The following is a 22,776-nucleotide window of genomic DNA, read 5'->3' on the forward strand; positions in this document are numbered from 1 at the left end:
CGGCCCGTCCTAGCGTCTGGACCATGAATCACATCCACCCGAGCAGCACGCCCAGCACCCCGTCGGACCCGGCCGCGCTGAAGGCCGTGGTCGACGTCCTGAGCAAGGCCCGCTTCGCGACCGTCACGACGGCCGACGCCGACGGTTCGCTGCTCAGCCGCCCGATGGCGCTGCTGGACAAGGAGTTCGACGGCAACCTGTACTTCTTCACGCAGGACCCGAGCGACAAGACCGCCCAGGTCCGCGCCGAGAGCCATGTGAACGTCGCGGCCGAGGGCGGGGGCAACTACGTCTCGATCGCCGGCCACGCCTCGATCAGCAAGGACCCGGCCCTCATCGACGAGCTGTGGAACCGCCACGCCGAGGCCTGGTTCGACCAGGGCCGCGAGGACCCGAGCGTCGCCCTGCTGGTCGTCGACGCGGACTCGGCCGAGGTCTGGACCACCGAGAACCTCAAGGTCGTCGCCGCCGTGAAGTACGCCAAGGCGATCCTCACCGGCGGTCAGCCCGACGTCGGGGACAGCGCCCGCGTCGAGCTCTGAGGTCCCCCGCCGGGAGGTCAGGGCCGAGGGGTCAGGGCCGGGGGGCAGGCCGGGTCACAACAACCAGCCCGCCTCCTCGGCCAGCCGGACCGCCTCGGCCCGGGTCCGGGCGCCCGTCTTGCCGATGGCTGCCGACAGGTGGTTGCGGACGGTGCCCTCGGACAGCCGCACGGCCGCGGCGATGTCGGCGACCGTGCCGCCGTCGCGGGCCGCGCGGAGGGTGTCGAGCTCGCGCGCGGTCAACGGGTTGCCGCCCCCGGCCAGCGTGGCCGCCGCGAGCGCCGGGTCGACGACCCGGAGCCCCGCGGCCACCCGGCGGACGACGTCGGCCAGCTCCCGGGCCGGGGTGTCCTTGACCACGAAACCCGAGGCCCCGGCGTCCATCGCGCGCCGCAGGAACCCCGGGCGGCCGAACGTGGTGACGATGAGGACCCGGCACGACGGGAGGGCCCGGCGCAGGGCGGCGGTGGCGGCGATGCCGTCGAGGCCGGGCATCTCCACGTCGAGCAGGGCCACGTCGGGCCGGTGCTCGCGGGCGGAGGCCACCACCAGGTCCCCGCGCTCGACCTCGGCGACCACCTCCAGGTCGGTCTCCAACGAGAGCAGCGCCGACAGCGCCCCCCGCACCAGGGCCTGGTCGTCGGCCAGCAGCAACCGGATCACCTCCGCACCTCCAACCGGAATCCGCCCTGGGCGGAGCGCCCCACGGTGAGGCGGCCCCCCGCCGACCGGGCCCGGTCGGCCAGGCCGGTCAGACCCCGTCCCCCGCCGGAACCGGGCCGGGGGCCGGCGCCGTCGTCGCAGACCGCGACCCCGCTCGGCTCCACCTCGATCCAGCAGCTCGACGCCCCGGAGTGCCGGACGACGTTGGTGACCCCCTCCCGCACGACCCAGCCGAAGAGTTCCTGGTCGTCGGCGCCGACCTCCTCGACCGCGCCGGGCAGGTGGGCGGTGATCCCGGCCGCCGCCAGAGCCTGCCGGGCCCCCGCGAGCTCGGTCGCCAACGACACGTCGCGGTACCCCTCGAGCGCGGCCCGGACGTCGGTCAGCGCCTGCCGCGACAACCGTTCCACGTCGGTGATCTCGGCCGCGGCCCGCTGCGCGTCGACCTCGATCAGGCGCCCGGCCAGTTCCGACTTCAGCGTGATGACGGTGAGGGAGTGCCCGAGCAGGTCGTGCAGGTCGCGGGCGAAACGGCCGCGTTCCTCGGCGACCGCCAACCGGGCCAGGTCCTGGTGGGCGAGCGCGAGTTCCCGGGTCCGGGCGAACATCCGCGAGATGCCGAACGTCGCCAGCGCGGCCAGGACGGTTCCGGCCGCGGTGCTCAGCAGCCCCGACCAGGCCGGATCCACCCGCGAGGCCACGACCAGACCGAGGACGACCAGCCCCACCAGCGTCAGCGCACCGCGGACGGGCAGGGCGAACATGCCGTAGGCGCAGACGAAGACGAACGTGTTCGCCGCCGACTGCCCCGCACCGGGGAAGGCCAGCGCGGCCAGCACGACCAGCACGAGGACGCCGGTGAGGCCCTCCCGCCACCCGAGCTGCCCGCGGGCGGGGTCGAAACGACGCCGCTGCCAACCGACCCAGAGCGCGACGTAGGTCACCGCGAAGGCCGCCAGGGCCACCACGGCGAGGACGCCCGCACCGCGGTCGCGCGCGGCGAGGGCGTCCTCGAACGGTTCGGCCAGGAAGAACAGCCAGACGGCGGCGAAGACCCAGCCGAACCGCCGGCGGGCGTCGAACCCGACCGGAGGGGTCTGCGGCACCGGGGCGGGCGCGTCGGTCACGGACCGAGCCTGCCAGGTCCACCACCGGCCGGGACCGGCCGAGGCCGACCGGGGCCGACCGGGGCCGCTCACACCCGCGCCGTGTCGCGCCGGAACAGCAGCCCGGCGGCCAGGGAGAAGACCGCGGTCCAGGCCGCGACGTTGAGGACGGCGCCGGGCAGCCAGCCGGAGTCCATCAGCGGGAACCGGGCCAGGACGCCGACCCCGTAGGCCGGGGTGAACCGCGCGATCTCCTGCATGAGGTGCGGGAAGGCGCTCAGCGGCACGAACAACCCGCCCAGCATGGCGAGGATCGACATGACCGCGCCGACGATCTGCATCGCGTTCTCCGAGGGGACCAGGTACCCGACGGCCAGTCCGAACGCCGCGAACACCAACGAACCCACCCAGGCCAGGAGGCCGCTGAGCACCCAGTCGGCCGCGGACAACCGGACCCCGGACGCCGCGCCCACCGCGAACTCGACGAGGATCGGCAGCAGCGCGATCGCGGTCGCGGTGAGGACCTTGCCCATCACGTACGACGACGGTCGCAGCGGGGTGAGCCGCAGTTGTCGGCTCCACCCGCCGGCCCGTTCGACGGCGACGGAGGCGCCGACGCTGGTGGCCGCGACCATCGCGCCGTACACCCCCAGACTGATCATGATGTACGCCTTGGCGTCCGGATCGCCCTGTCCCGCACCGAAGACGAAGAAGAACACGACGGGCATGGCGATCGTGAAGATCAACGTCCGGCGGTTGCGCAGCACCCGGCGCGCGTCCAGGACGAGGTAGGTGGGATTCAGCCAGGTGAGCCGGAGCCCGGCCCGGGGGTGATCGGGGGCCGGGCGCGCCGCGGCGCCCGGCGAAGCGGTGGTGGCGGTGGTGGTGGCGGTGGTGCTCATCGGTTCCCCCCGGCGTTCTCGGTCTGGTCCTGGGACGGGTCGGCGGGCCCGGTCAGCGCGAGGAACGCGTCCTCCAACCCCCGGCCCGCGATCTCGACGTCGCGGGCGGGCGTCTCGGTCAACAACCAGCGGGCGACGGCGTCGGAGTCGTCGGTGCGCACGAGGACCCGCCCCGGGGTGACCTCGACGTCACCGACCCGGGAGATCGCCTCCAGGTCGGACGCGCGCACGCCGGGCCACGCGGCCCGCACGGTCCGTCCCGACGTCAACGCCTTGATCTCGGCCGGGGTCCCGTCGGCGACGACGCGGCCGTGGGCCACCAGGACGATCCGGTCGGCGTAGGCGTCGGCCTCCTCCAGGTAGTGCGTCGCGAAGACGACGGTGCGTCCGCGGGCGGCGTCGGCGTGGATGGCCTGCCAGAACGCCCGGCGACCCTCGACGTCCATCCCGGTGGTGGGTTCGTCCAGGACCAGCAGGCGCGGGTCGGGCAGCAGGGCCATGGCGAACCGCAACCGTTGCTGCTGCCCGCCGGAGCAGGCGCCGACCCGCCGCGAACCGATGTCCTCGATCCCCGCGCGCCGCAGCACGACGTCGACGGGCTGGGTGGCGGGGAACAGGCTCGCGGTGATCTGCACGGTCTCCCGGACGGTCAGGTCGCGCAGCAACCCCCCGGTCTGCAGGACGGCGGAGACCCAGCCGTTCGCGACCGCCTGACGGGGGGTGGTGCCGAACACCTGCACCGAACCGGAGCTCGGGTGGGACAGACCGAGCAGGATGTCGATCGTCGAGGTCTTGCCGGCGCCGTTGGGGCCGAGGAAGGCGACGACCTCACCGGCCGCCACCTCCAGGTCGAGGCCGTCGACGGCGACGACGGGTCCGAACGTCCGGCGGAGGTTGCGGACGTCGATCGCGAGGGCCTCTCCGAGGCGGGCCACGGCCGGTGGCGCGGAGGTCAGCGTGTCCATGCGGCCACCCTGCTCGGGGGCGCGGCCCCGCACCCGGCCCGGACGTCACGCGGCCCCCGTGACAGATGTCAGGGGGGCCGCGAGACCGGAGGACGACGAACTCAGGCGCCGACGAGACGGGCGCCCAGCCAGGCGGTGACCTGGTCGAGGGCGACCCGCTCCTGGGCCATCGAGTCCCGTTCCCGGATGGTGACGGCCTGGTCCTCGAGGGTGTCGAAGTCGACGGTGATGCAGTAGGGCGTGCCGACCTCGTCGTGACGGCGGTACCGGCGCCCGATGGCCCCGGCGTCGTCGAACTCGACGTTCCAGCTGCGGCGCAGCTCGGTCGCGAGGTCCTTGGCCTTGGGCGAGAGGGCCTCGTTGCGGGACAACGGGAACACCGCGGCCTTGACGGGCGCGAGGCGGTGGTCCAGGCGCAGCACGGTGCGCTTGTCGACCCCGCCCTTGGTGTTGGGCGCCTCGTCCTCGGAGTACGCGTCGACCAGGAACGCCATGAGCGAGCGGGTCAGACCGGCCGCGGGCTCGATGACGTAGGGCACCCAGCGCTCGCCCTTGGTCTGGTCGAAGAACGACAGGTCGACGCCGGACTCGCGCGAGTGCGTGGACAGGTCGTAGTCGGTCCGGTTGGCGATACCCTCGAGCTCGCCCCACTCCGAACCGGTGAACCCGAAGCGGTACTCGATGTCGACGGTCCGCTTGGAGTAGTGCGACAGCTTCTCCTGCGCGTGCTCGTAGAAGCGCAGGTTGCCCGGGTCGATCCCCAGGCCCACGTACCAGGACATGCGCTCGTCCAGCCAGTACTGGTGCCAGCGTTCGTCGGTGCCCGGCTCGACGAAGAACTCCATCTCCATCTGCTCGAACTCGCGCGTCCGGAAGATGAAGTTCCCGGGGGTGATCTCGTTGCGGAAGCTCTTGCCGATCTGCCCGATCCCGAAGGGCGGTTTCTTGCGGGCCGCCCCCATGACGTTCGCGAAGTTCACGAAGATCCCCTGGGCGGTCTCGGGACGCAGGTAGTGCAGCCCCTCCTCGTCCACGACGGGCCCCAGGTAGGTCTTCATGAGCCCGGAGAACTCCCGGGGTTCGGTCCACTGCCCGCGCACCCCGGTCTCGGGGTCGGGGACGTCGGCCAGGCCGTTCTCCGGCGGGTGCCCGTGCTTGGCCTCGTAGGCCTCGAGCAGGTGGTCGGCGCGGTAGCGCTTGTGGGTGACGAGCGACTCGACGAGGGGGTCGGTGAACACCTCGACGTGACCTGAGGCCTCCCACACCTTGCGGGGCAGGATCACCGAGGAGTCGAGGCCGACGACGTCGTCGCGGCTGGAGACCATGGTGCGCCACCACTGGCGCTTGATGTTCTCCTTCAGCTCGACCCCGAGGGGTCCGTAGTCCCACGCCGATCGGGTACCCCCGTAGATCTCCCCGGAGGGGAAGACGAAACCTCGGCGCTTGGCGAGATTGACGACGGCCTCGAGCTTCTTGCCCGGTGCACTCGCCGCGGACTTCTGTGCCACTGCTGCTCCATCCGGCTGGGTGTCGGCGGTCGGCCCCGCCGGTCGGCGGCGGCCGAGGCTCAGGCTAGCGCCGGGTCGACTGGTCTAGGATCGGGCCGCCCCATTCCTTGGAGGAGGACCATGACCGTGCAACGGCGCTCGACCAAGCAGCGCAGCGCGGTCTCCGCGGTCCTCGACGAGGCCGACGCCTTCCTCTCCGCCCAGGACCTGCACGCCCGGTTGCGTGATCGCGGCGAGGCGGTGGGGCTGGCCACGGTGTACCGCGCGCTGCAGGCGTTGGCCGAGGACGGCGACGTCGACGTGCTGCGGACCGACGACGGCGAGGCGGTCTACCGCCGGTGCAGCACCGGACACCACCACCACCTGGTCTGCCGCCGCTGCGGGCGCACCGTCGAGGTCGAGGGACCGACCGTGGAGTCCTGGGCGCGCCGCATCGGGGCCGAGCACGGCTTCACCGAGGTCGAGCACGTGGTCGAGGTCTTCGGGGTCTGCGCCTCCTGCAGCGCCCAGGGCGTCGCGGATCAGGCCACCCGGCCGTAGCCCTCGAGGTCGTGGGGGTCGCCGGCGACCGGTCCCAGCCAGGGCTCCAGGCCGTCCTGGGCGGCCCCGGCGAGCGCCGCGGCCTCCTCGGTCGTGGCGAGGATCTCCTCGAAAGCGCGGCGGACCCGGTCCGCATCGGCGGGGTCGTCCCCGGTCACGACGAGACGGGTGCGGGGCCCCTGCGCGTCCCACGGCCCGACGGACCCGATCGAGAGCGAACCCCCGGCGCCGTCCCAGGCCCCGACGACGTCGCGGCGGGCGGGCAGCCAGAAGACCCCCCGCGAGCGCAGCCGACCGGCCCCGATCTGCTCCAGGCGCGAGAGCAGCCTCCTTGGGTGCAGGGCGCGGGCCGAGTGCAGGTCCAGGGTCCAGGCGTGCTCCCCGTCGGCCGCCCCGGTGGGGTGCGCGCGGCGCAGGTCGGAGCGGTCGTGGGTGCCCACCCGGCGCCGCGCGGTGACCGCGCGGCCGGTCACCTCGTGCAGGCCGGTCCTCGTGCCGCTGCAGACATGGGCGAGGACGGCCTCGGCCCGGGCGTCGGCGGGGCCGACGACGAGCAGCAGGTCGGTCTCGTCGAGCTGGTGGGCGAGCACCTCGCCGCAGGCCCGCTCGTCCCCGCCCGCGGCGGCCTGGACCCCGGCCTCGAGCAACGAGTCGTCGCCGAGCAGGTCGTCGGCCACCCGGTCGGTCGCGGCCACGGTGACGACCGCGTCCAGACGGACCGCCTCGCTCAGCGCCACGCCCTCGCAGCTGCTGTGCGTCAACGCCTTCAGCAGCGGGGAGGGCTCGGCGGCGACGGGCAGGGCCAGCACGACCCGGGCCCAGCGGCCGCTGCGGGCGACGGTCAGCAGGGTCGGCAGCAGGTCCTCGCGCAACGCGCAGTCCAGGCACGCGTGCTCCAGCGGCAGGCGGACGTCCTCCTCCACCCCGCCGGCGTCGGCGACCAGGCGCGCCACCCAGCCCTCCTCGGTGTCCGAACCCGCGTGCAGGTCGTAGCGCAGCACGACGGTGTCGTCGAGGTCCCAGAGCACGGTGGCGGTCACGCAGTCGCGCAGCACCGGGTCGAGGGAGCAGACGACGGTCAGGGGCACGGGGGCCACGGGGCACTCCTCGGGGTCGCGGTCCGGGACGTCTCTTACTGAGACGCGTTCTCATCAAGACGGAACCGTAGCAGCCCCCCGCGCGTGCCCGGGAGCCCCCGGGAGCCGGCCCGGACGCGCCCGGTTCCCCCCGGACTGCGGGTACGACGGGTGACGACGGGTAACGTTTCCGCGCAAGACGTCCGCCGCTGCTCCGAGCAGCGACCTCACGATCCGGGAGATCATGTGAACCGCTCCGAACTCGTCAGCTCCCTCGCCGAGCGTTCCGGCGTCACCCAGGCGCAGGCCGACTCGGTCCTCACCGCCTTCGGCGACGTGCTCGTCGAGGCGGTCGGCTCCGGCGAGGCCGTCAAGCTCCCCGGTCTGATGACCGTCGAGCGCGTCGAGCGGGCCGCGCGCACCGGCCGAAACCCCCGCACCGGGGAGACCCTCGAGATCGCGGCGTCCTTCGGGGCCAAGCTGACCGCCGGCTCCAAGCTCAAGGCCGCCGCCTCCGGCAGCTGAGTCGCCCGCCCCGCGAGGGCCCCGCGACGACCGATTCCACCCCCCGACTTCCGGTCGGGGGGTGGATCACGTCAGACTGCCGCCACCGGGAACGCCCGGTGTCACTCTTCGGACGTCAGCGTCGACATCCGTTCGGAACCGGCAGCGAGGACGACGCATGACGACGAGCACGACCCCGGCCGGCGCGCGGGCCGGGCAGACCCCGACCCCGGGCTCCTTCTCCGCCGTCGACGGCCTGTCCTCCGACGCGGGGCACGCGGCCCTGCGCTCCTCCGTCCGCCGCCTCGGCGAGCTCCTCGGGGAGTCGCTGACCCGGCACGAGGGCCCGGAGTTCCTCGAGCTGGTCGAGCGCGTCCGGGCCCTGGCCCGCGAGGACGACGGCGGCGTGGGCCTGGCCCGGCTGCTGGCCGACGTCGACGACCGCACCGCGATCGTGCTGGCCCGCGCGTTCACGGTCTACTTCCAGCTGGTCAACGCCGCCGAGCAGCTGCACCGCGGCCTGGAGCTGGCCGGGCGCGCCGACGACGGGCTCGACCCCGTCGTGCAGCGCCTCTCCGCGGCCCTGGCCGACGGGTCGGCCGACCCGGCGGAGACCGCCGAGATCCTGCAGCGGCTGGAGTACCGCCCCGTCTTCACCGCGCACCCGACGGAGTCCTCCCGGCGCTCGGTGCTGGTCCTGCTGCTGCGGCTGACCCAGACCATCGAGGCCGGGGAGGCCGCGGGGCTCTCGGCCGCCGACGCCGCCCGGACCGCCCGGCGGCAGGCCGAGCTGGTCGACCTCCTCTGGCAGACCGACGAGCTGCGCACCGTCCGCCCCACCCCGGTCGACGAGGCCCGCTCGGCCCTGCACTACCTGCGGGCGCTGGCCACCGACGTCCTGCCGGACCTCCTGGAGGACCTCGAGGTCGGCCTGGCCCGCACCGGGCTGCCCGCCGACGCCGTGCCCCCGCGCCCGCTGCGCTTCGGCAGCTGGGTGGGCGGCGACCGCGACGGCAACCCCAACGTCACCCCCGAGGTGACCCTGCAGGTCCTGCAGCTGCAGCACGACACCGCGCTGACCATGCTGGCCGAGCAGGTCGCGGCGCTGCGGACCCAGCTGGCCACCTCGACGCAGATCGCCGACGTCAGCCCGGAGCTGCTCGCCTCCCTCGAGGCCGACGCCGCCGCCCTGCCGCAGGTCCAGGAGGTACGGCGGCGGATCAACGGCGAGGAGCCCTACCGCTTCAAGCTCTCCTACGTGCTCACCCGGCTGGAGAACACCCGGGCCCGGCTGCGCAGCGGGGCGACGGCCGTGGCCGGCCACGACTACGCCGGCCCCGAGGAGCTCGACGCCGACCTGCAGCTCATCGCCGACTCGTTGCGCGCCAACGACGGCGGCCTCGCCGCCGACGGCGCCGTCGCCCGCCTGCAGCGCGTCGTGCGCGCCGTCGGGTTCGGTCTGGCGACGCTCGACGTCCGGGAGCACGCGGGCAAGCACCACGCCGCCCTGGCCGCCGCCTACGACCGGCTCGGCGAGCTGGACACCCCCTACGCCGAGCTGGACCGCCCGGCGCGCACCGCACTGCTGTCGAAGGAGCTGTCCGGGCACCGGCCCCTCATCGGGGCGGCCGTCCGGACCCTCCAGGGCGCCCCGGCCGACACGTTCCGGCTGTTCTCGACCATCCGCACCGCCCTCGACCGCTTCGGCGACGAGGCGGTCCAGACCTACATCGTCTCGATGACGCAGGGCATCGACGACCTGTTCGCGGTGGTCCTGCTGGCCCGCGAGGTGGGGCTGGTGGACCTCTCCGACGGGGAGTCCGGCGAGACCGGGGACGTCGCCCGGATCGGGTTCGCGCCGCTGTTCGAGACCGTCACCGAGCTGGAGGCGGCCGAGGAGCTGCTCGAGGGCCTGCTCTCCGACCCGTCCTACCGTCGGGTGGTCACCGCCCGCGGGGACGTCCAGGAGATCATGCTCGGCTACTCCGACTCCTCCAAGGACGCGGGGATCGCCGCCTCGCGCTGGCAGATCCACCGCGCCCAGCGAGCGCTGCGCGACGTGGCCGCCCGGCACGGGGTCACCCTGCGGCTGTTCCACGGCCGGGGCGGTTCCGTGGGGCGCGGCGGCGGCCCGACCGGGCAGGCGATCCTGGCCCAGCCCTACGGCACGCTGCACGGGCCCATCAAGATCACCGAGCAGGGCGAGGTGATCTCGGACAAGTACGTGCAGCCGCGCCTGGCCCGGCACAACCTCGAGGTGGCGCTGTCGGCCGCGCTGGAGGCCTCCACGCTGCACCGGACCTCGTTGCTGCCCCGCGACGTGCTCGACGTCTGGGACGCGACCATGCACCTGGTCGCCTCGGCCGGTCAGCGCGCCTACCGCGGCCTGGTCCGCGACGAGGCCCTCGTCCCGTTCTTCCTGGCCGCGACCCCGGTCGAGGAGCTCGGTCACCTCAACATCGGTTCCCGTCCCTCCCGCCGTCCCGGTGGCACCGGGGGGCTGGAGGACCTGCGGGCCATCCCGTGGGTGTTCGGGTGGACGCAGAGCCGGATCAACGTGCCGGGCTGGTTCGGGGTCGGATCGGGGCTGGCCGCCGCCCGCGAGGACGGTCGGGGCGAGGCCCTGCGGGAGATGTACGCGAGCTGGCCCTTCTTCGCCTCGTTCGTCTCCAACGTGCAGATGACCCTGGCCAAGACCGACCTCACCATCGCCGGCCGCTACGTCGACGCCCTGGTCGACCCGCAGGCCCGCGCGGTCTTCGAGACCATCCGGGCCGAGCACGCCCGCACGCTGGAGCAGATCCTCTGGTTGACCGGTCAGGAGGAGTTGCTCGAGACCGCACCGATCCTGCGCCACACGCTGCAGCTGCGTGACGCCTACCTGGCCCCGCTGCACGCGCTGCAGGTCACCCTGCTCTCGCGCTCGCGCGCGGCCGGCGACCCCGACGCGGTCGACCCGGCGCTGCGCCGGGCCCTGCTGCTCACCATCAACGGGATCGCCGCCGGGATGCGCAACACCGGCTGACCGCCTCGCTGTCCGCCCCGACGGCCCCCGGTGCCCCGCACCGGGGGCCGTCGTCGTCCCGGTGGGACCCCGCTGGAATCCCGCGCGGGCTCAGCGCTGCGGGGCGTCCACCGCACCGCCGAACCGGCGGTCGCGGCGGGCGTAGGTCTCGACGGCCGCCCACAAAGTCCGCCGGTCGACGTCGGGCCAGAGCACGTCGGAGAACACCATCTCGGCGTAGGCGCTCTGCCAGAGCAGGAAGTTCGACGTGCGCTGCTCACCCGAGGAACGCCAGAACAGGTCGACGTCGGGCATGTCGGGTTCGTCGAGGTGGCGGGCCAGGAGTTTCTCGTCGACCTTCCCCGGGTCGAGGCGACCGGCGGCGACCTCCTCGGCGATGATTCGCGCGGCGTCGGCGATCTCGGCCCGCCCGCCGTAGTTCACGCACATGGTCAGGGTGCAGACGGTGTTGTTCCGGGTCAGTTCCTCGGCGATCTCCAACTCCTTGACCACCGACCGCCAGAGTTTCGGCCGCCGCCCGGCCCAGCGGACCCGGACCCCCCACGCGTGCATCTCGTCACGGCGGCGGCGGATGACGTCGCGGTTGAACCCCATGAGGAAACGGATCTCGTCGGGGCTGCGCTTCCAGTTCTCGGTCGAGAACGCGTAGGCCGAGACGTGCCCGATCCCCATCTCCACCGCACCGGCGACCACGTCGAGCAGCGCGGCCTCCCCGCGCTTGTGCCCCTCGTTGCGGGGCAGGCCACGCTCGTTGGCCCACCGGCCGTTGCCGTCCATGACCACGGCGACGTGGCGGGGCACGAGCGCCGGGGGGATCGCTGGTGGGCGGGCCCCCGACGGGTGCGGCGGTGGCGGGACGGGGGCGACGGCGCGGGTCGGGCTCACGGCAGCAGGATCACACGCGCTCGACGTGCTTCAGCGAGCGGATCCCCCGCTCCAGGTGCCACTGCAGGTAGGCCGCGACCAGACCGCTGCCCTCGCGGCGGGCCCGGTCGTCGGAGGCCTCGGCCGCCTCCCACTCCCCGGTCAGCAGCGCCGCCAGCAGCTGCAGGGTCTCGGGCGCCGGGGCGGCGCAGCCGGGCGGGCGGCAGGAGGGGCACACCGCTCCCCCGGCGGCGACGGCGAAGGCCCGGTGCGGGCCGGGCGCCCCGCAGCGCGCGCAGTCGGTGAAGGTGGCCGCGTACCCCGCGACCGCGAGCGAGCGCAGCAGGAACGCGTCGAGCACGAGCCCGGCCGGGTGGTCGCGGCGCGACAGGGCCCGCAGCGCCCCGAGGAGGAGCAGGTACTGCTGGGTCGCGGACTCTCCCTCCATCTCGGTGAAGCGCTCAGCGGTCTCCAGCAACGCGTGGCCGGCCGTGTAGAGGCCGTAGTCGGCGCCGATGGCCTGTCCGTAGGGCGAGATGACCTCGACCTGGGTCACGGTGTCGAGCGCCCGCCCCCGGTGCAGCTGCACGTCGACGTGGGAGAACGGTTCCAGCCGGGCCCCGAAGCGGGACGAGGTGCGGCGCACCCCCTTGGCCACGGCCCGCACGCGACCGCCGTGCCGGGTGAGCAGGGTGATGATCCGGTCGGCCTCGCCCAGCTTGTGGGTGCGCAGGACCACCGCCTCCTCGCGGTAGCTGCGCGCCCCGCCGATCCCGCCCACCGCCGAAGTTTCCCACGCCGGGCCGACGGCGCCCCTCAGGCGGCGACGAACACGCGGTCCCGTCCGCCGCGCTTGGCGGCCGTGCAGGCGTTGTCGGCGCGGGAGAGCGCCTCGGCCGCGCTCGCCGGGCCCCCGACCCCGAGCGACACGCTGACCCGCAGCCCGCGGTCGCGGACCGTCCAGTCCTCCTCGCCCACCCCCCGGTGCAGCCGGGCCGCCAATCCGTGGCCGTCGGGGACGATCCCGTCGACCACCGGCAGCAGGACCGCGAACTCGTCGCCGCCGTACCGGATGACGACGTCCTCGCTGCGGCAGTGCCGCCGCAGCAGATCGGCCAGGCGACGCAGCACGTCGTCGCCCGCCTCGGGTCCGTGCTCCTCGTTGACCTGCGCGAACCGGTCGACGTCGAGGTAGACGGCCACGAACCGCTGGTCGGGCCGCTCCAGGAGCTGCTGCAGCCGGCGGCGGTTGCCGAGACCGGTCAGCGGGTCCTCGAGCGCGGTACGGCCCCGGCGTTCGGCCTGCTCGGTCATCTCGCGGATGCGGATGCGGTCCTGCAGGGACTCGAAGCGACTCTCGCGGTCCTCCCAGAGCTGCTGCAGGGAGGCTCGGGCCAGTCGTTCCATCGGGGCGACGGCCGGGTGCGCCCCCGCCCGGACCACGGCGTTGCGCGCCTGCACCGCGAACGCGGTGAGGACCCAGACGTCGAGACGCACCGCGTTCGAGGTGCTCGCCACCTGCTCGCCGAGGTCCTCGGCCGTGGCGAAGTCACCGGTGTCGGCGCTGGCCATGGCCAGGCCGAGCCGCGCGATCTGGGTCTCGGCCAGTTCCTCGCGCAGCCGGAAGGCGGCCATCGCCGGGCGCAGGCGGGCCACTGCGAGCGCGCTGTCCCCCGTGCGCTGCAGCACGAAACCCTCGATCGCCTCGGCCCGCGCCCGCATCTCGGGGTAGTCGACCTCCAGCGCGAGGGCCCGCATCCGGGCGGCCCGCTCCCGGGTCGCCGCGTAGTGCTCGCGCGCCTCCTCGGGGCGGCCCACGACCTCGAGCATGGCCCCCCAGGACACCTGCAGGACCGCCGCCTCCTGCACGACGTTCAGCATCACGTCGGGCCGCAGCGAGCGGTCGCCCAGCATCTGGACCATGAGCTCGTCGGCGGGTTCGTAGAGGACGAGCGCCCGCAGCGCCAGGGCGACCGACATGGTGGCCGACACGTGGCTGTACCCGCGACCGGCGTCGCCGGCGACCAGCATCCGGCCCTCGGCGAGGTGGTCCATGGCCAGGGCGGTGAGCCCGAGCTCGATGCGGGCCTCGGCGAGCAGGGCGAGGGCCTTCGCACGCCAGAGGACGTCCTGGTCGGGGCGCAACCGGGCCAGCAGGTGACCGGCCTCCTCGGCGGCCTCGGCGCTGCGGCCGAGCTGGTGGAGCGCGACCCCGCAGACGAAGCTCAGGTAGCGGGCGGTCTGCTCGTCGCCAACCGCCTCGCAGAAGGCCAAGCCTTCCCGGGCCCGGCGGACGGCGAGCTCGCCGAACCCGTCGAGGTAGAGCCGGTGGGTCCATTCGGCCAGCGCGTCGTAGGGACCGAAGGACGTGGCCGGCTCCAGCACCTTCCCGACCGTCCTGCCGCCGTCGGCACGGATGCCGTCCGTACGCACGATCTCGCCCCCTTCGGCCCGCCCGGTCCCCACCCGAGCGCTCACCTGACTCGACGTTACCGCAGACTAACGCTACGTCGACGGCCGCACGCGGCGATCACGAGAACGGTGACGGCCGGGTCCGACCCTGAGGTCCGACCCGGCCGTCACCGTCGATCTCGGCCCGCGGCGGGGCGCCGACGACCCGGGTCAGCTCCCGGCGTCGCGGACGGCCCGGTTCACCGCGGAGACGATCGCCTTGAGCGAGGCGGTCGTGATGTTCGCGTCGACCCCGACCCCCCAGAGCACGCGTTCGCCGACCGCGCACTCGACGTAGGCGGCCGCGCGGGCGTCACCCCCCGCGGAAAGAGCGTGCTCGCTGTAGTCCAGGACACGCACGTCGATGCCCACGTTCTCCTGCAGCGCAGCGCAGAACGCGGCGATCGGACCGTTGCCGCGCCCGCTCACCGTGGCCACCGCGCCGCCGGCGGTGGCGTCGAGGAGATCCACCTCCAGCGCGTCCTGACCGTCGACCTCGCTCACCGAACGGGTTCCCCGGAGCGCGAAACGGCCCCAGTCGGGGGTGCCCGTCGGCGAGGGCAGGTACTCGTCGGCGAAGACCTCGTACATCTGGGCGGCCGAGATCTCCCCGCCACCGGTGTCGGTGCGCTTCTGCACCACGCCGGAGAACTCGATCTGCAGGCGACGGGGCAGGTCCAGCTGGTGCTCGGTCTTCATCAGGTAGGCCACGCCGCCCTTGCCCGACTGGCTGTTGACCCGGATGACGGCCTCGTAGCTGCGGCCCAGGTCCTTGGGGTCGACCGGCAGGTACGGGACCTCCCAGCCGATCTCGTCGACGGATCGTCCCTGCGCCGCGGCCTCGCGCTCCAGCGCCTCCAGCCCCTTCTTGATCGCGTCCTGGTGCGACCCGGAGAACGCGGTGAAGACCAGGTCACCGCCGTAGGGGTGGCGTTCGGCCACCGGGAGCTGGTTGCAGTGCTCGACGGTGCGACGCACCGCGTCGATGTCGGAGAAGTCGATCTGCGGGTCGACGCCCTGGCTGAACAGGTTCATGCCCAGGGTCACCAGGCACACGTTGCCGGTCCGCTCCCCGTTGCCGAACAGACAGCCCTCGATGCGGTCGGCACCCGCCTGGTACCCGAGCTCGGCCGCGGCGACCGCGGTGCCCCGGTCGTTGTGAGGGTGCAACGACAGCAGGACGTTCTCGCGGTGGTTCAGGTTGCGCGACATCCACTCGATGGAGTCGGCGTAGACGTTAGGCGTGGCCATCTCCACCGTCGCCGGCAGGTTCACGATGACCTTGCGCTCCGGGGTGGGCTCGAACACGTCCAGCACCGCGTTGCAGATCCGGGCGGCGAACTCCAGCTCGGTCCCGGTGTAGCTCTCCGGGGAGTACTCGTAGTAGACGGTCGTCTCCGGGATCGTCTCCTCGAACTTCTTGCACAGGCGGGCCCCGTGCAGGGCCAGGTCCACGATCCCGTCCTGGTCCATGCCGAAGACGACCTTGCGCTGCAGCACGGACGTGGAGTTGTAGAGGTGGACGATGGCCTGCTTGGCCCCGCGCAGCGACTCGTAGGTCCGCTCGATGAGGTGCTCGCGGGCCTGGGTCAGCACCTGGATGCGGACGTCGTCGGGGATCAGGTCGTCCTCGATGAGCGTCCGGACGAAGTCGAAGTCGGTCTGGCTGGCCGAGGGGAACCCGACCTCGATCTCCTTGTAGCCCATGCCGACCAGCAGCTGGAACATCCGCAGCTTCCGCTCGGCGTTCATCGGGTCGATCAGGGCCTGGTTGCCGTCGCGCAGGTCGACCGCGCACCACTGCGGGGCGACGGTGATGCGCTTGTCCGGCCACGTCCGGTCGGGCAGGTCGACCGCGATCTGCTCGTGGAAGGGCGTGTACCGGTGGAACGGCATCGGGGACGGCTGCTGGGTGTTGCGCACGTTGGTCATCTCCTCTGTCGCGGTTCTCGCGACGCTGCTGCTGCGGGTCCCTCGGTGGTGCTGCTGGGGAGGGGGCGGCCGGCGCACGACGATGTCCCGCGGCGAGGGGACCGGCCTAGCAGACCCCGCCGCGGCAGCGAAGGAGGAGGGTCTCCCGTCGGGCCACGTGGTCACCGTACTCCGGCGACCTCCCGAGCCCCAACCCCGGGCCGGTCGGGCCCACCGCGGCGCCCGGTCCGGACCCCGCCGAGGACGTGGCCGGCCACCAGCAGCGCCTGGACGAGGGCCGCGGCCAGGACCACCGCGAACCCGGCCGCGGGCCCGGACCCCTCGGCCAACGACCCGGCCAGGGCCGCCCCGAGCGCGACGCCGACGACCACCCCGCTGCCGAGCAGGGCCATCACGGCGCCGCCCCGGGCGAGGTCGATCCGCTCGGCGGCGACCGAGTTGATGGTGACGAGGGCCGGCCCGACGAACAGCCCCAGCAGGGCGACCGCGGCGGTCACCCCACCGAGGCCCGGGGCGAGGAGCAGGGCGAGTCCCCCGGCGACGAGACCCAGGGCGATGACGCCCCAGCGCCGCCACAACCCGATCCGGCCCGGGACGAGCACGAGGCACAGCGTGGTGATCGTCGACCCGATGGCCATCAGGGCGTAGACCAGCGGCCCCAGCTCGACCCGACCGGCCTCGGCCGCGGTCGCGGTGACCGACGCCTGCGTCGCGCCGAAGATCGCGCCCATCGCGACCATGCCGACGAAGGGGACGAGGGCGGCGACGACCGGGGTCCTTGGCCGGGAGGCTGCCGGGGCCGGCCGTTCCGCGTGGGCCCGCACGGCCGAGGGGTGCAGGGCGAACGCGGTGACGAACACCAGGGTCAGCCCGGCCGCGACGACGATCGGCAACCGGGGGCCGGCCGGCAGGGAGAGCAGCCCGACGAGGGCCGGGCCGGCGATGAAGCCGGCCTCGTCCAGGGTGCCCTCGAGCGCGAGCGCCGTGCGCAGCCGGTCCGGGGCCAACCGCATCCACCGGGCCCGCGACATGGGTCCGACCGCGGGCAGGGTGAGCCCCGCGACCCAGGCCAGCGCCACCAGGGCGGGTTCGGCGGCCGTCGCGGCCACGGCAGCCAGCGCCAGCAGGGTCAGCACGTGGACGGGGACCAGGGCCAGCAGGATGCCGCGCTGCCCGCGCCGGTCGGCGAGCGCCCCGGCCAACGGCGGCCCCACCGCCTGCCCGACGGCGGTGCCCGCCGCGACGAGACCGCCGACGGCGATCGAGGACCGTTCGGCGGTGATGAAGGTCAGCATGGCCAGCGGCAGCATCGTGGCCGACAACCGGGCCAGGAACGTGACGGGCAGGAAACTGCGACCGGCGACGGCCGGCAGGACGCGGTACTCCGCGAACGGGGTGCTCAAGGGTGTGCTCCAGTACGGCGGCGCGCCCCCCACCTCTGACGCGACCCTGACCCTGGATATCTGCGAGCAGTGTAGGTGGAACGTCCGCCCGCGGTCATCCCGACGCGTCGCGCTCCCCGGCCAGGCGTTCGATCGCCGCCCACTCCTCTGTCTGCAGCGCAACGGGATTGGCGGCCCGGGGGAGGCGGAGGATCAGGGCCCCGGCGAACCCCGGGTCGGCCCGCAGGTCCTCCCCCGACAGGGGTTCGACCGGGAACCGTCGGGTGATCTCGACCCCCACCATCCAGGTCGGCGTCCGCGGGGGTTCGGCCCAGTACCGCCCCCGCGGCAGCACCGGCCCGAACGGCGCCTCGGTCACCCGACCCAGCGCGCGCACCCCGCGGTCGGCTCCGCTCACCCAGAGCGCGACGTCGTCCCCCGGGGCGATCGGGACCCTGTGGTGCCGGACGGTCCACGCCGTCAGGGGTTCCGCGTCCTCCCCCTCCGCCAGCCATTCCTCGACCCGCCACACGCGGGGGTTGCAGGACAGCAGCCAGGCGCGGGACATGCCCCCACCGTGCCCGCCCCCCACCCGCCCCGCGACTTCCGACCCCCACCACCCCCACCCCTCCCCCCGTGATCAAGGAATTCGCTCACCCGCACCAGCCGGGCTCGACCGAGCTGAGCATCGTGCCCTTCGCTCGCGCGCACGCGATCTCGCACCGCGTGGTGGCCCGACGTATTCTCCGTCGCTGACCACCCGGACCTCGTCGGCGAGGTCGGTGCGTCGCAGGTGCAACCCCCCCAGCGCTCGGCGCCGGGCCGGTGCCACCTCCTCGTCGACCGGCTCGGGGCCGAGCGCGGTGATGCCGAGCGCGGTCAGGCGGCGTACTCCGCGTACCCCGTCGCGTTCTCCACGCCCACCGCGACCATCGGCTCGTGCCGACGGGCCCGCGCGAGCTGCGTCGCCTCCGCCCGCCAGGCCCAGCGACCGACGCCGGCGGTGTTGGCGTGCTCGACCGCGTCGACGAAGGGCACCGGATCGCAGCTGTACGGCCCCGAGGCCCACAGCGGGTTGGCCTCGACGATCAGCCAGCGCCGGTCGGTGCGGTCCCACGCCACGTCGAGCGCGCACACCGGGGGACACTCCTCGCCCAGCGCCCGCACCGCCTCCCGCGCGAACCGGTCCGCCTCCACCGACCGGTCCGAGCGCAGCGACGGGCTCCAGGCCCGCCCACCGACCCGGTAGGCGCTGCCGGTGAGCACCTGCCCTTCGCGCACCACGAACCGGTGCTCGTGGTCGAGGTCGAGGATCCGGCGGCTGTACTGCACCTGCATCCGCGGATCGGCTCCCTCGGCCGCCGCGGCCCGGCGGAAGTCCTCCGTCTCCTGCACGCCGGCCGGGACGCCGAGGAGTTTCAGCGATGCCGGCTTCAGGAACATCCGCCCGGCGGGGACCCGGTCCAGCGTGGTGGAGACCACCCCTCGTCCGACCAGGTCCGCCTCGATCCCGCTCAGCCAGTCCCACGTCGGTGCCGCCAACCTCGGGGCGAGACCGGCCAGCTGCAGCCGGGCGGCGTAGGCGTCGGCCATCCAGAACGACAGCGGGTCGAACTCCGCGGCGAGCGGCACCTGGTCGGCGTAGGACAGGAACAGGCGGCGACCGCCGCGCCCCGGGGCCAGACGCATCGCCACGGTCGACGCCTGCGCGATCACGCAGAGGGCCCGGGTCACCCCGTCACGGTGACGGAACGGCGGGGGCGTCGTCCACCGGGTTCCGGACCCGCCGGTCTCAGTGCTGGACGGACTGCCGCTCCAGGGCGGTGAGGTCGATGGTCCGCGACTGCGGCAACGAGATCGTGCGGGCCGCGATCATCTCCTCGACCTCGGCGACGATCACCTCGCGCGGGTCGGGCAGGGCGGCCATCTCCTGGGCCAGCCCGGCCGCGGCGACCCGGTGGGAGTCCGTGGCGAGCACCTCCCGGACGGCCTTGCGCACCTGGCCGGGCGTGGGGGTGCCGGTGCGCAGGCTGCGGCCGGCGCCGGCCCACTGCACGCGGGCCCCGACCTCGGGCTTCTCCTCGGTCGAACCGGCGACGACCACCGGGACACCCTCGGACAACGCCAGCTGCACGGTGCCCCACCCGCCGTTGGTGACGACGAGGGAGCAGCGCGGGAGCAGGTCGGCGTAGTCGAGGAACTCCCCGACCCGGGCGTTGGCGGGCAGGCCGTCGGGGAAGTGCCGTTCGACCTCCTCGACGGGACGGCCACCGGTCGCGGCGACGACGAGGACGTCCTCCTCGGCCAGCGCCCGGATGGTCGGGACGAGGACCCGGGTCAGGTCGGCGTTGTCCATCGTGCCCTGCGTGACGTGCACGACCGGGCGCCCCACCAGCTGGGCCAGCTCGAGGTCGGTCCACCACTCCGGCACGGGCCGGTTCCAGCCGTTGCGCGCCGGGGGGAAGGGACCGACGAAACGGACGGACGCGGCGAGGTCGCTGCGCGGGTACTCGATGCCCTCGCAGGCCAGGTGGAAGTAGCGGTCGTACAGCTCGCCGTTGCCCGCGAACCCGGTCCGGGTGGCGCCGGCGCCGACCTCGGCGAGGGCGGCGTCGGTGAGCTGCTTGACCTCGCGCAGGACGATCCCGTCGACCACGGCGTTGAGGACCCGGTTGCGCAGCCGGCCGAGCACCGAGGAGCTCGGGGCCAGAGCGGTGCCGAAGGGGGCGGTGTCACGGCTGGCGAAGGGCAGCGGGAGCACCCCGAGCCCGACGATCGGGAGTCGCTGCGCCGCAGGCACGTCCAGCAACCACGGGAAGGTCCCGCAGAACGTCGCGTCGGCGACGACGGCGTCGAACCCGCCGTCGGAGATCAGTTCCTGCAGGGCCCGGTACTGCCCGGGCAGGGTCCGCACGAACAACCCGATGATGTTCAGCTTGATCGCGGCGACCCCGGTCACCGCGTCCCGCCCGGGCATGAAGGCCTCGAGCTCGTCGTCGTCGTAGTCCACCTCGGCGGGCAGCGCCAGGAACTCCGCCCCCGACTTCTCGACCTGGGCGCGGTACTTGCGACCGGTGAGCACCGAGACGTCGTGACCCGCGTCGACGAACGCCCGGGCGGCGGTGAGGACGGGCGCGAGGTGGCCCCAGAGCGGAGTGGCGGGCATCAGGATGCGGGACACGGGGAACCCCTGGGAGTCGGCGGCGGGAACACGTTCAGCGTTCCAGTCCGCGCGCCTGTTCCACCACGCTGCGCCACCACGTCACCCGTCCACGCGATCAGACCCCCCTGGACGGAGCAGTCCCGACCCCCGTTCGCGTCACCGCAGGTGACGGGATCTCACCGTCGAGCGCGGGCGAGCACCCGGACGGGGCGACGCCGCCGCCGCGGGGCGGGCAGTGGAGCGGGGGCCTCGGGCGGGACCGGGCCCGCCTCGTCCACCGAGACGGGGGCCGGGGCGCTCAGGGTGGCCCCGGCACTGGCCGCGATCACGACGAGGATCCCGAGCACGGCCAGCGGGTGCAGCGCCTGCGCCAGCAGCAGTGCCCCGGCGACGGCGGCGACGGCCGGCTCCAGGCTGAGCAGCACCCCGAAGACCCGCGGCGACAACGTGCGCAGCGCGACGAACTCCAGGGAGTACGGGATCACCGAGGCGAGCAGCGCCGTGGCCAGCACCCACGGGATCAGACCGGGTTCGACGACGACCTGCCCGGCGCCGGCCGCCCCGATCGGCAGCACCACGAGCGCGGCGACGGCCGTCGCGACGGCCAGGCCCCCGCGGCCCGGAACCAGCGTGCCCAACCGGGCCGCGGCCAGGATGTAGGCGGCCCAGAACGCTCCCGCGACCAGGGCGTAGACGCAGCCCAGCACGTCGAGCCCGCCGCCGCCGGCGTGCGATCCGGAGACTCCGAGCAGCACGACGCCGACGAGGGCCAACCCGATGAAGGAGAGGTCGCGCCGCCGCGGCGAGGTCACCGCCGCGAGGGTCAGGGGGCCGAGGAACTCCAGGGTGACCGCGATCCCCAGCGGGATCCGGTCGATCGAGGCGTAGAAGAAACCGTTCATCCCGGCGAGCGTCACGCCCAGGACCAGCGCCGAACGCCACTGGGCCCGCGTCCAGGCCCGCACGGCCGGGCGGGTCAGGGCCAGCAGGAAGACCGCGGCGACCCCCAGTCGCAGGACGGTGGCCCCCGCGCTGCCGGTCACCGGGAACAGGTGCGCGGCGAACGCGGCCCCGAACTGCAGCGAGACGCAGGAGCCGATGAGGAGCAGGACGGGGGGAACTCTCACCCCGCCAGTCTCCGGGGCCGTCGACTCCCCCGTCCAGCGCATGTTTCCGACCGATACCCTGAAGCAGAACTTACTGGTGAGGAGGGCCCGTGCTCGACGTCCACCGACTGCGGCTGCTGCGCGAGCTGAGCCGCCGCGGGACCCTGGCCGCGGTCGCGAAGGCGTTGTCCTACAGCCCCTCCGCCGTCTCCCAGCAGCTCGCCCTGCTCGAGGCCGAGGCCGGGGTGGCCCTGCTGGAGAAGGTGGGCCGGGGGGTCCGTCTGACCGCGCAGGGTCGGCTGCTGGTCGACCACGCCGACGCGGTCCTGCAACGTCTGGAGCAGGCCGAGGCCGACCTGGCCGCCTCCGTCGACGAGGTCGCCGGGACGGTCCGGGTCGCCTCGTTCCAGTCGGTGCTGCTGGCCGTCGTCCCGGTGGCGCTGGACCACCTGCGCGCCGCGCACCCGCGGCTGCGGCTCGAGATCACGCAGGCCGAGCCGGAGGAGTCCTTCGCCGCCCTCCTGGCCCACGACGTCGATCTCGTCCTCGGTGAGCAGTACCCCGGGATGTCCGCCGCGCCCGCCCCGGGAGTGGCCGAGGAGGACCTGACCTACGACGAGATGCGGCTCGCCCTGCCCGCCGAGGGCCCCTGGACGGTACCCGCGGGCTGGGGACGGACGGCCGACCTCACCGGGCTGGCGGCCGCCCCCTGGGTCATGGACCCCGTCGCGGCCGTCCCCGGACGCTGGCTGCGCGACCTCTGTCGCGACGCCGGGTTCGAGCCCGACGTCCGCTTCGAGACGCCCGACCTGGTGCTGCACGCCCACCTCGTCGAGACCGGGCACGCGCTCGCGGTCCTGCCCGACCTGCTGTGGACGTGGGGCCGGCCCCGCGTCCGGCTGGTGCGGCTACCGGGCCGCCCCGCCCGCCGGCTCTACACGGGCGTCCGCCGCGGCTCGGTCGCCCACCCCGCGGTCCTCGCCATCCGCGAGGCCCTGCGCGTCGGTGTCGCCACCGCTGCGGAACGCCGCCTCCTCTGACCCCTTC

Annotated in this window: 20 protein-coding genes; 5 read left to right on the forward strand and 15 right to left on the reverse strand. The window is 74.0% G+C overall.

Translation table 11 applies throughout. The annotated features are described in order from the left end of the window. The first annotated feature begins 23 nt into the window (after positions 1 to 23). Complete coding sequence (locus ACFFKU_RS13375; protein WP_380138626.1) at positions 24 to 542, forward strand: pyridoxamine 5'-phosphate oxidase family protein; 519 nt, start codon at positions 24 to 26, stop codon at positions 540 to 542. Positions 543 to 596: 54 nt separating this feature from the next. Here the strand turns inward: ACFFKU_RS13375 and ACFFKU_RS13380 are convergent, their stop codons facing one another. The 5 genes from ACFFKU_RS13380 to ACFFKU_RS13400 all read right to left on the reverse strand — a co-directional run bounded on the left by ACFFKU_RS13380 (position 597) and on the right by ACFFKU_RS13400 (position 5,686). Continuing rightward, the gene (locus ACFFKU_RS13380) at positions 597 to 1,205 is read right to left on the reverse strand and encodes a response regulator transcription factor (RefSeq protein WP_380138627.1); all 609 of its coding nucleotides are present in this window, start codon (positions 1,203 to 1,205) and stop codon (positions 597 to 599) included. Continuing rightward, positions 1,202 to 2,332 carry a sensor histidine kinase gene (locus ACFFKU_RS13385; protein ID WP_380138628.1) on the reverse strand — a complete coding sequence of 377 codons (1,131 nt, stop codon included), beginning with the start codon at positions 2,330 to 2,332 and terminating at the stop codon, positions 1,202 to 1,204. The genes ACFFKU_RS13380 and ACFFKU_RS13385 overlap by 4 nt, the downstream gene beginning before the upstream one ends. A gap of 68 nt (positions 2,333 to 2,400) precedes the next feature. Then, positions 2,401 to 3,213 (reverse strand): ABC transporter permease, encoded by an 813-nt coding sequence (locus ACFFKU_RS13390; RefSeq protein ID WP_380138629.1) that lies wholly within the window; start codon positions 3,211 to 3,213, stop codon positions 2,401 to 2,403. Continuing rightward, on the reverse strand, positions 3,210 to 4,178 hold the full coding sequence (locus ACFFKU_RS13395) for an ABC transporter ATP-binding protein (RefSeq protein WP_380138630.1): 969 nt from the start codon (positions 4,176 to 4,178) through the stop codon (positions 3,210 to 3,212). The genes ACFFKU_RS13390 and ACFFKU_RS13395 overlap by 4 nt, the downstream gene beginning before the upstream one ends. Before the next feature lie 101 nt (positions 4,179 to 4,279). Further along, positions 4,280 to 5,686, reverse strand: coding sequence for a glycine--tRNA ligase (locus tag ACFFKU_RS13400; RefSeq protein ID WP_380138632.1), 1,407 nt, complete (start codon positions 5,684 to 5,686; stop codon positions 4,280 to 4,282). A 120-nt stretch (positions 5,687 to 5,806) separates the two neighbouring features. On the opposite strand from ACFFKU_RS13400, the gene ACFFKU_RS13405 reads away from it, so the two are divergent. Next, the gene (locus tag ACFFKU_RS13405) at positions 5,807 to 6,226 is read left to right on the forward strand and encodes a Fur family transcriptional regulator (RefSeq protein ID WP_380138633.1); all 420 of its coding nucleotides are present in this window, start codon (positions 5,807 to 5,809) and stop codon (positions 6,224 to 6,226) included. Here ACFFKU_RS13405 and ACFFKU_RS13410 read toward each other — a convergent pair. Then, positions 6,208 to 7,323, reverse strand: a complete 1,116-nt coding sequence (locus ACFFKU_RS13410; protein WP_380138634.1) for a CobW family GTP-binding protein — start codon at positions 7,321 to 7,323, stop codon at positions 6,208 to 6,210. The two genes, ACFFKU_RS13405 and ACFFKU_RS13410, sit on opposite strands and share 19 nt — an antisense overlap. A gap of 225 nt (positions 7,324 to 7,548) precedes the next feature. On the opposite strand from ACFFKU_RS13410, the gene ACFFKU_RS13415 reads away from it, so the two are divergent. Next, positions 7,549 to 7,827, forward strand: coding sequence for an HU family DNA-binding protein (locus tag ACFFKU_RS13415; protein WP_380138635.1), 279 nt, complete (start codon positions 7,549 to 7,551; stop codon positions 7,825 to 7,827). A gap of 157 nt (positions 7,828 to 7,984) precedes the next feature. Continuing rightward, complete coding sequence (gene ppc / locus ACFFKU_RS13420) at positions 7,985 to 10,831, forward strand: phosphoenolpyruvate carboxylase (RefSeq protein WP_380138636.1); 2,847 nt, start codon at positions 7,985 to 7,987, stop codon at positions 10,829 to 10,831. Between the two features lie 90 nt (positions 10,832 to 10,921). On the opposite strand, the gene ACFFKU_RS13425 is transcribed toward ppc, so the two are convergent. The 9 genes from ACFFKU_RS13425 to ACFFKU_RS13465 form a co-directional block, all read right to left on the reverse strand. Next, complete coding sequence (locus ACFFKU_RS13425; RefSeq protein WP_380138638.1) at positions 10,922 to 11,716, reverse strand: isoprenyl transferase; 795 nt, start codon at positions 11,714 to 11,716, stop codon at positions 10,922 to 10,924. Between the two features lie 10 nt (positions 11,717 to 11,726). Further along, a complete protein-coding gene (gene recO, locus ACFFKU_RS13430; protein ID WP_380138640.1) occupies positions 11,727 to 12,476 on the reverse strand; it encodes a DNA repair protein RecO in 750 nt (249 codons plus the stop codon). 35 nt (positions 12,477 to 12,511) lie between these two features. Then, a complete protein-coding gene (locus ACFFKU_RS13435) occupies positions 12,512 to 14,173 on the reverse strand; it encodes a GGDEF domain-containing protein (RefSeq protein WP_380138642.1) in 1,662 nt (553 codons plus the stop codon). Between the two features lie 144 nt (positions 14,174 to 14,317). Beyond that, positions 14,318 to 16,078: a 2-isopropylmalate synthase gene (gene leuA / locus ACFFKU_RS13440; protein WP_380138643.1), complete on the reverse strand. Its 1,761-nt coding sequence runs from the start codon at positions 16,076 to 16,078 to the stop codon at positions 14,318 to 14,320. 161 nt (positions 16,079 to 16,239) lie between these two features. Further along, positions 16,240 to 17,481, reverse strand: coding sequence for an MFS transporter (locus ACFFKU_RS13445; RefSeq protein ID WP_380138645.1), 1,242 nt, complete (start codon positions 17,479 to 17,481; stop codon positions 16,240 to 16,242). A gap of 94 nt (positions 17,482 to 17,575) precedes the next feature. Beyond that, on the reverse strand, positions 17,576 to 18,028 hold the full coding sequence (locus ACFFKU_RS13450; protein ID WP_380138647.1) for an EVE domain-containing protein: 453 nt from the start codon (positions 18,026 to 18,028) through the stop codon (positions 17,576 to 17,578). A gap of 311 nt (positions 18,029 to 18,339) precedes the next feature. Then, positions 18,340 to 19,194: an ATP-grasp domain-containing protein gene (locus ACFFKU_RS13455; protein ID WP_380138648.1), complete on the reverse strand. Its 855-nt coding sequence runs from the start codon at positions 19,192 to 19,194 to the stop codon at positions 18,340 to 18,342. Between the two features lie 58 nt (positions 19,195 to 19,252). After that, on the reverse strand, positions 19,253 to 20,641 hold the full coding sequence (locus ACFFKU_RS13460; protein ID WP_380138650.1) for a glycosyltransferase: 1,389 nt from the start codon (positions 20,639 to 20,641) through the stop codon (positions 19,253 to 19,255). Positions 20,642 to 20,799: 158 nt separating this feature from the next. Continuing rightward, positions 20,800 to 21,750 (reverse strand): EamA family transporter, encoded by a 951-nt coding sequence (locus tag ACFFKU_RS13465; RefSeq protein WP_380138651.1) that lies wholly within the window; start codon positions 21,748 to 21,750, stop codon positions 20,800 to 20,802. An 89-nt stretch (positions 21,751 to 21,839) separates the two neighbouring features. Between ACFFKU_RS13465 and ACFFKU_RS13470 the strand changes: the two genes are divergently transcribed. Then, the gene (locus ACFFKU_RS13470; protein WP_380138653.1) at positions 21,840 to 22,769 is read left to right on the forward strand and encodes a LysR substrate-binding domain-containing protein; all 930 of its coding nucleotides are present in this window, start codon (positions 21,840 to 21,842) and stop codon (positions 22,767 to 22,769) included. The last annotated feature ends 7 nt before the right edge of the window (positions 22,770 to 22,776 follow it).

The sequence above is a fragment of the Kineococcus gynurae genome, from assembly GCF_042433995.1.
In the GTDB taxonomy this organism is placed as follows: Bacteria; Actinomycetota; Actinomycetes; order Actinomycetales; family Kineococcaceae; genus Kineococcus; species Kineococcus gynurae.

Excerpts from the sequence above, each read along its gene's own strand:
- ACFFKU_RS13405 (WP_380138633.1), top strand. The coding sequence starts at position 5,807 with ATGACCGTGCAACGGCGCTCGACCAAGCAGCGCAGCGCGGTCTCCGCG.
- ppc (WP_380138636.1), top strand. The coding sequence starts at position 7,985 with ATGACGACGAGCACGACCCCGGCCGGCGCGCGGGCCGGGCAGACCCCG.
- leuA (WP_380138643.1), bottom strand. The coding sequence starts at position 16,078 with ATGACCAACGTGCGCAACACCCAGCAGCCGTCCCCGATGCCGTTCCAC.
- ACFFKU_RS13375 (WP_380138626.1), top strand. The coding sequence starts at position 24 with ATGAATCACATCCACCCGAGCAGCACGCCCAGCACCCCGTCGGACCCG.
- ACFFKU_RS13395 (WP_380138630.1), bottom strand. The coding sequence starts at position 4,178 with ATGGACACGCTGACCTCCGCGCCACCGGCCGTGGCCCGCCTCGGAGAG.
- ACFFKU_RS13390 (WP_380138629.1), bottom strand. The coding sequence starts at position 3,213 with ATGAGCACCACCGCCACCACCACCGCCACCACCGCTTCGCCGGGCGCC.
- ACFFKU_RS13450 (WP_380138647.1), bottom strand. The coding sequence starts at position 18,028 with ATGTCCCGCGCCTGGCTGCTGTCCTGCAACCCCCGCGTGTGGCGGGTC.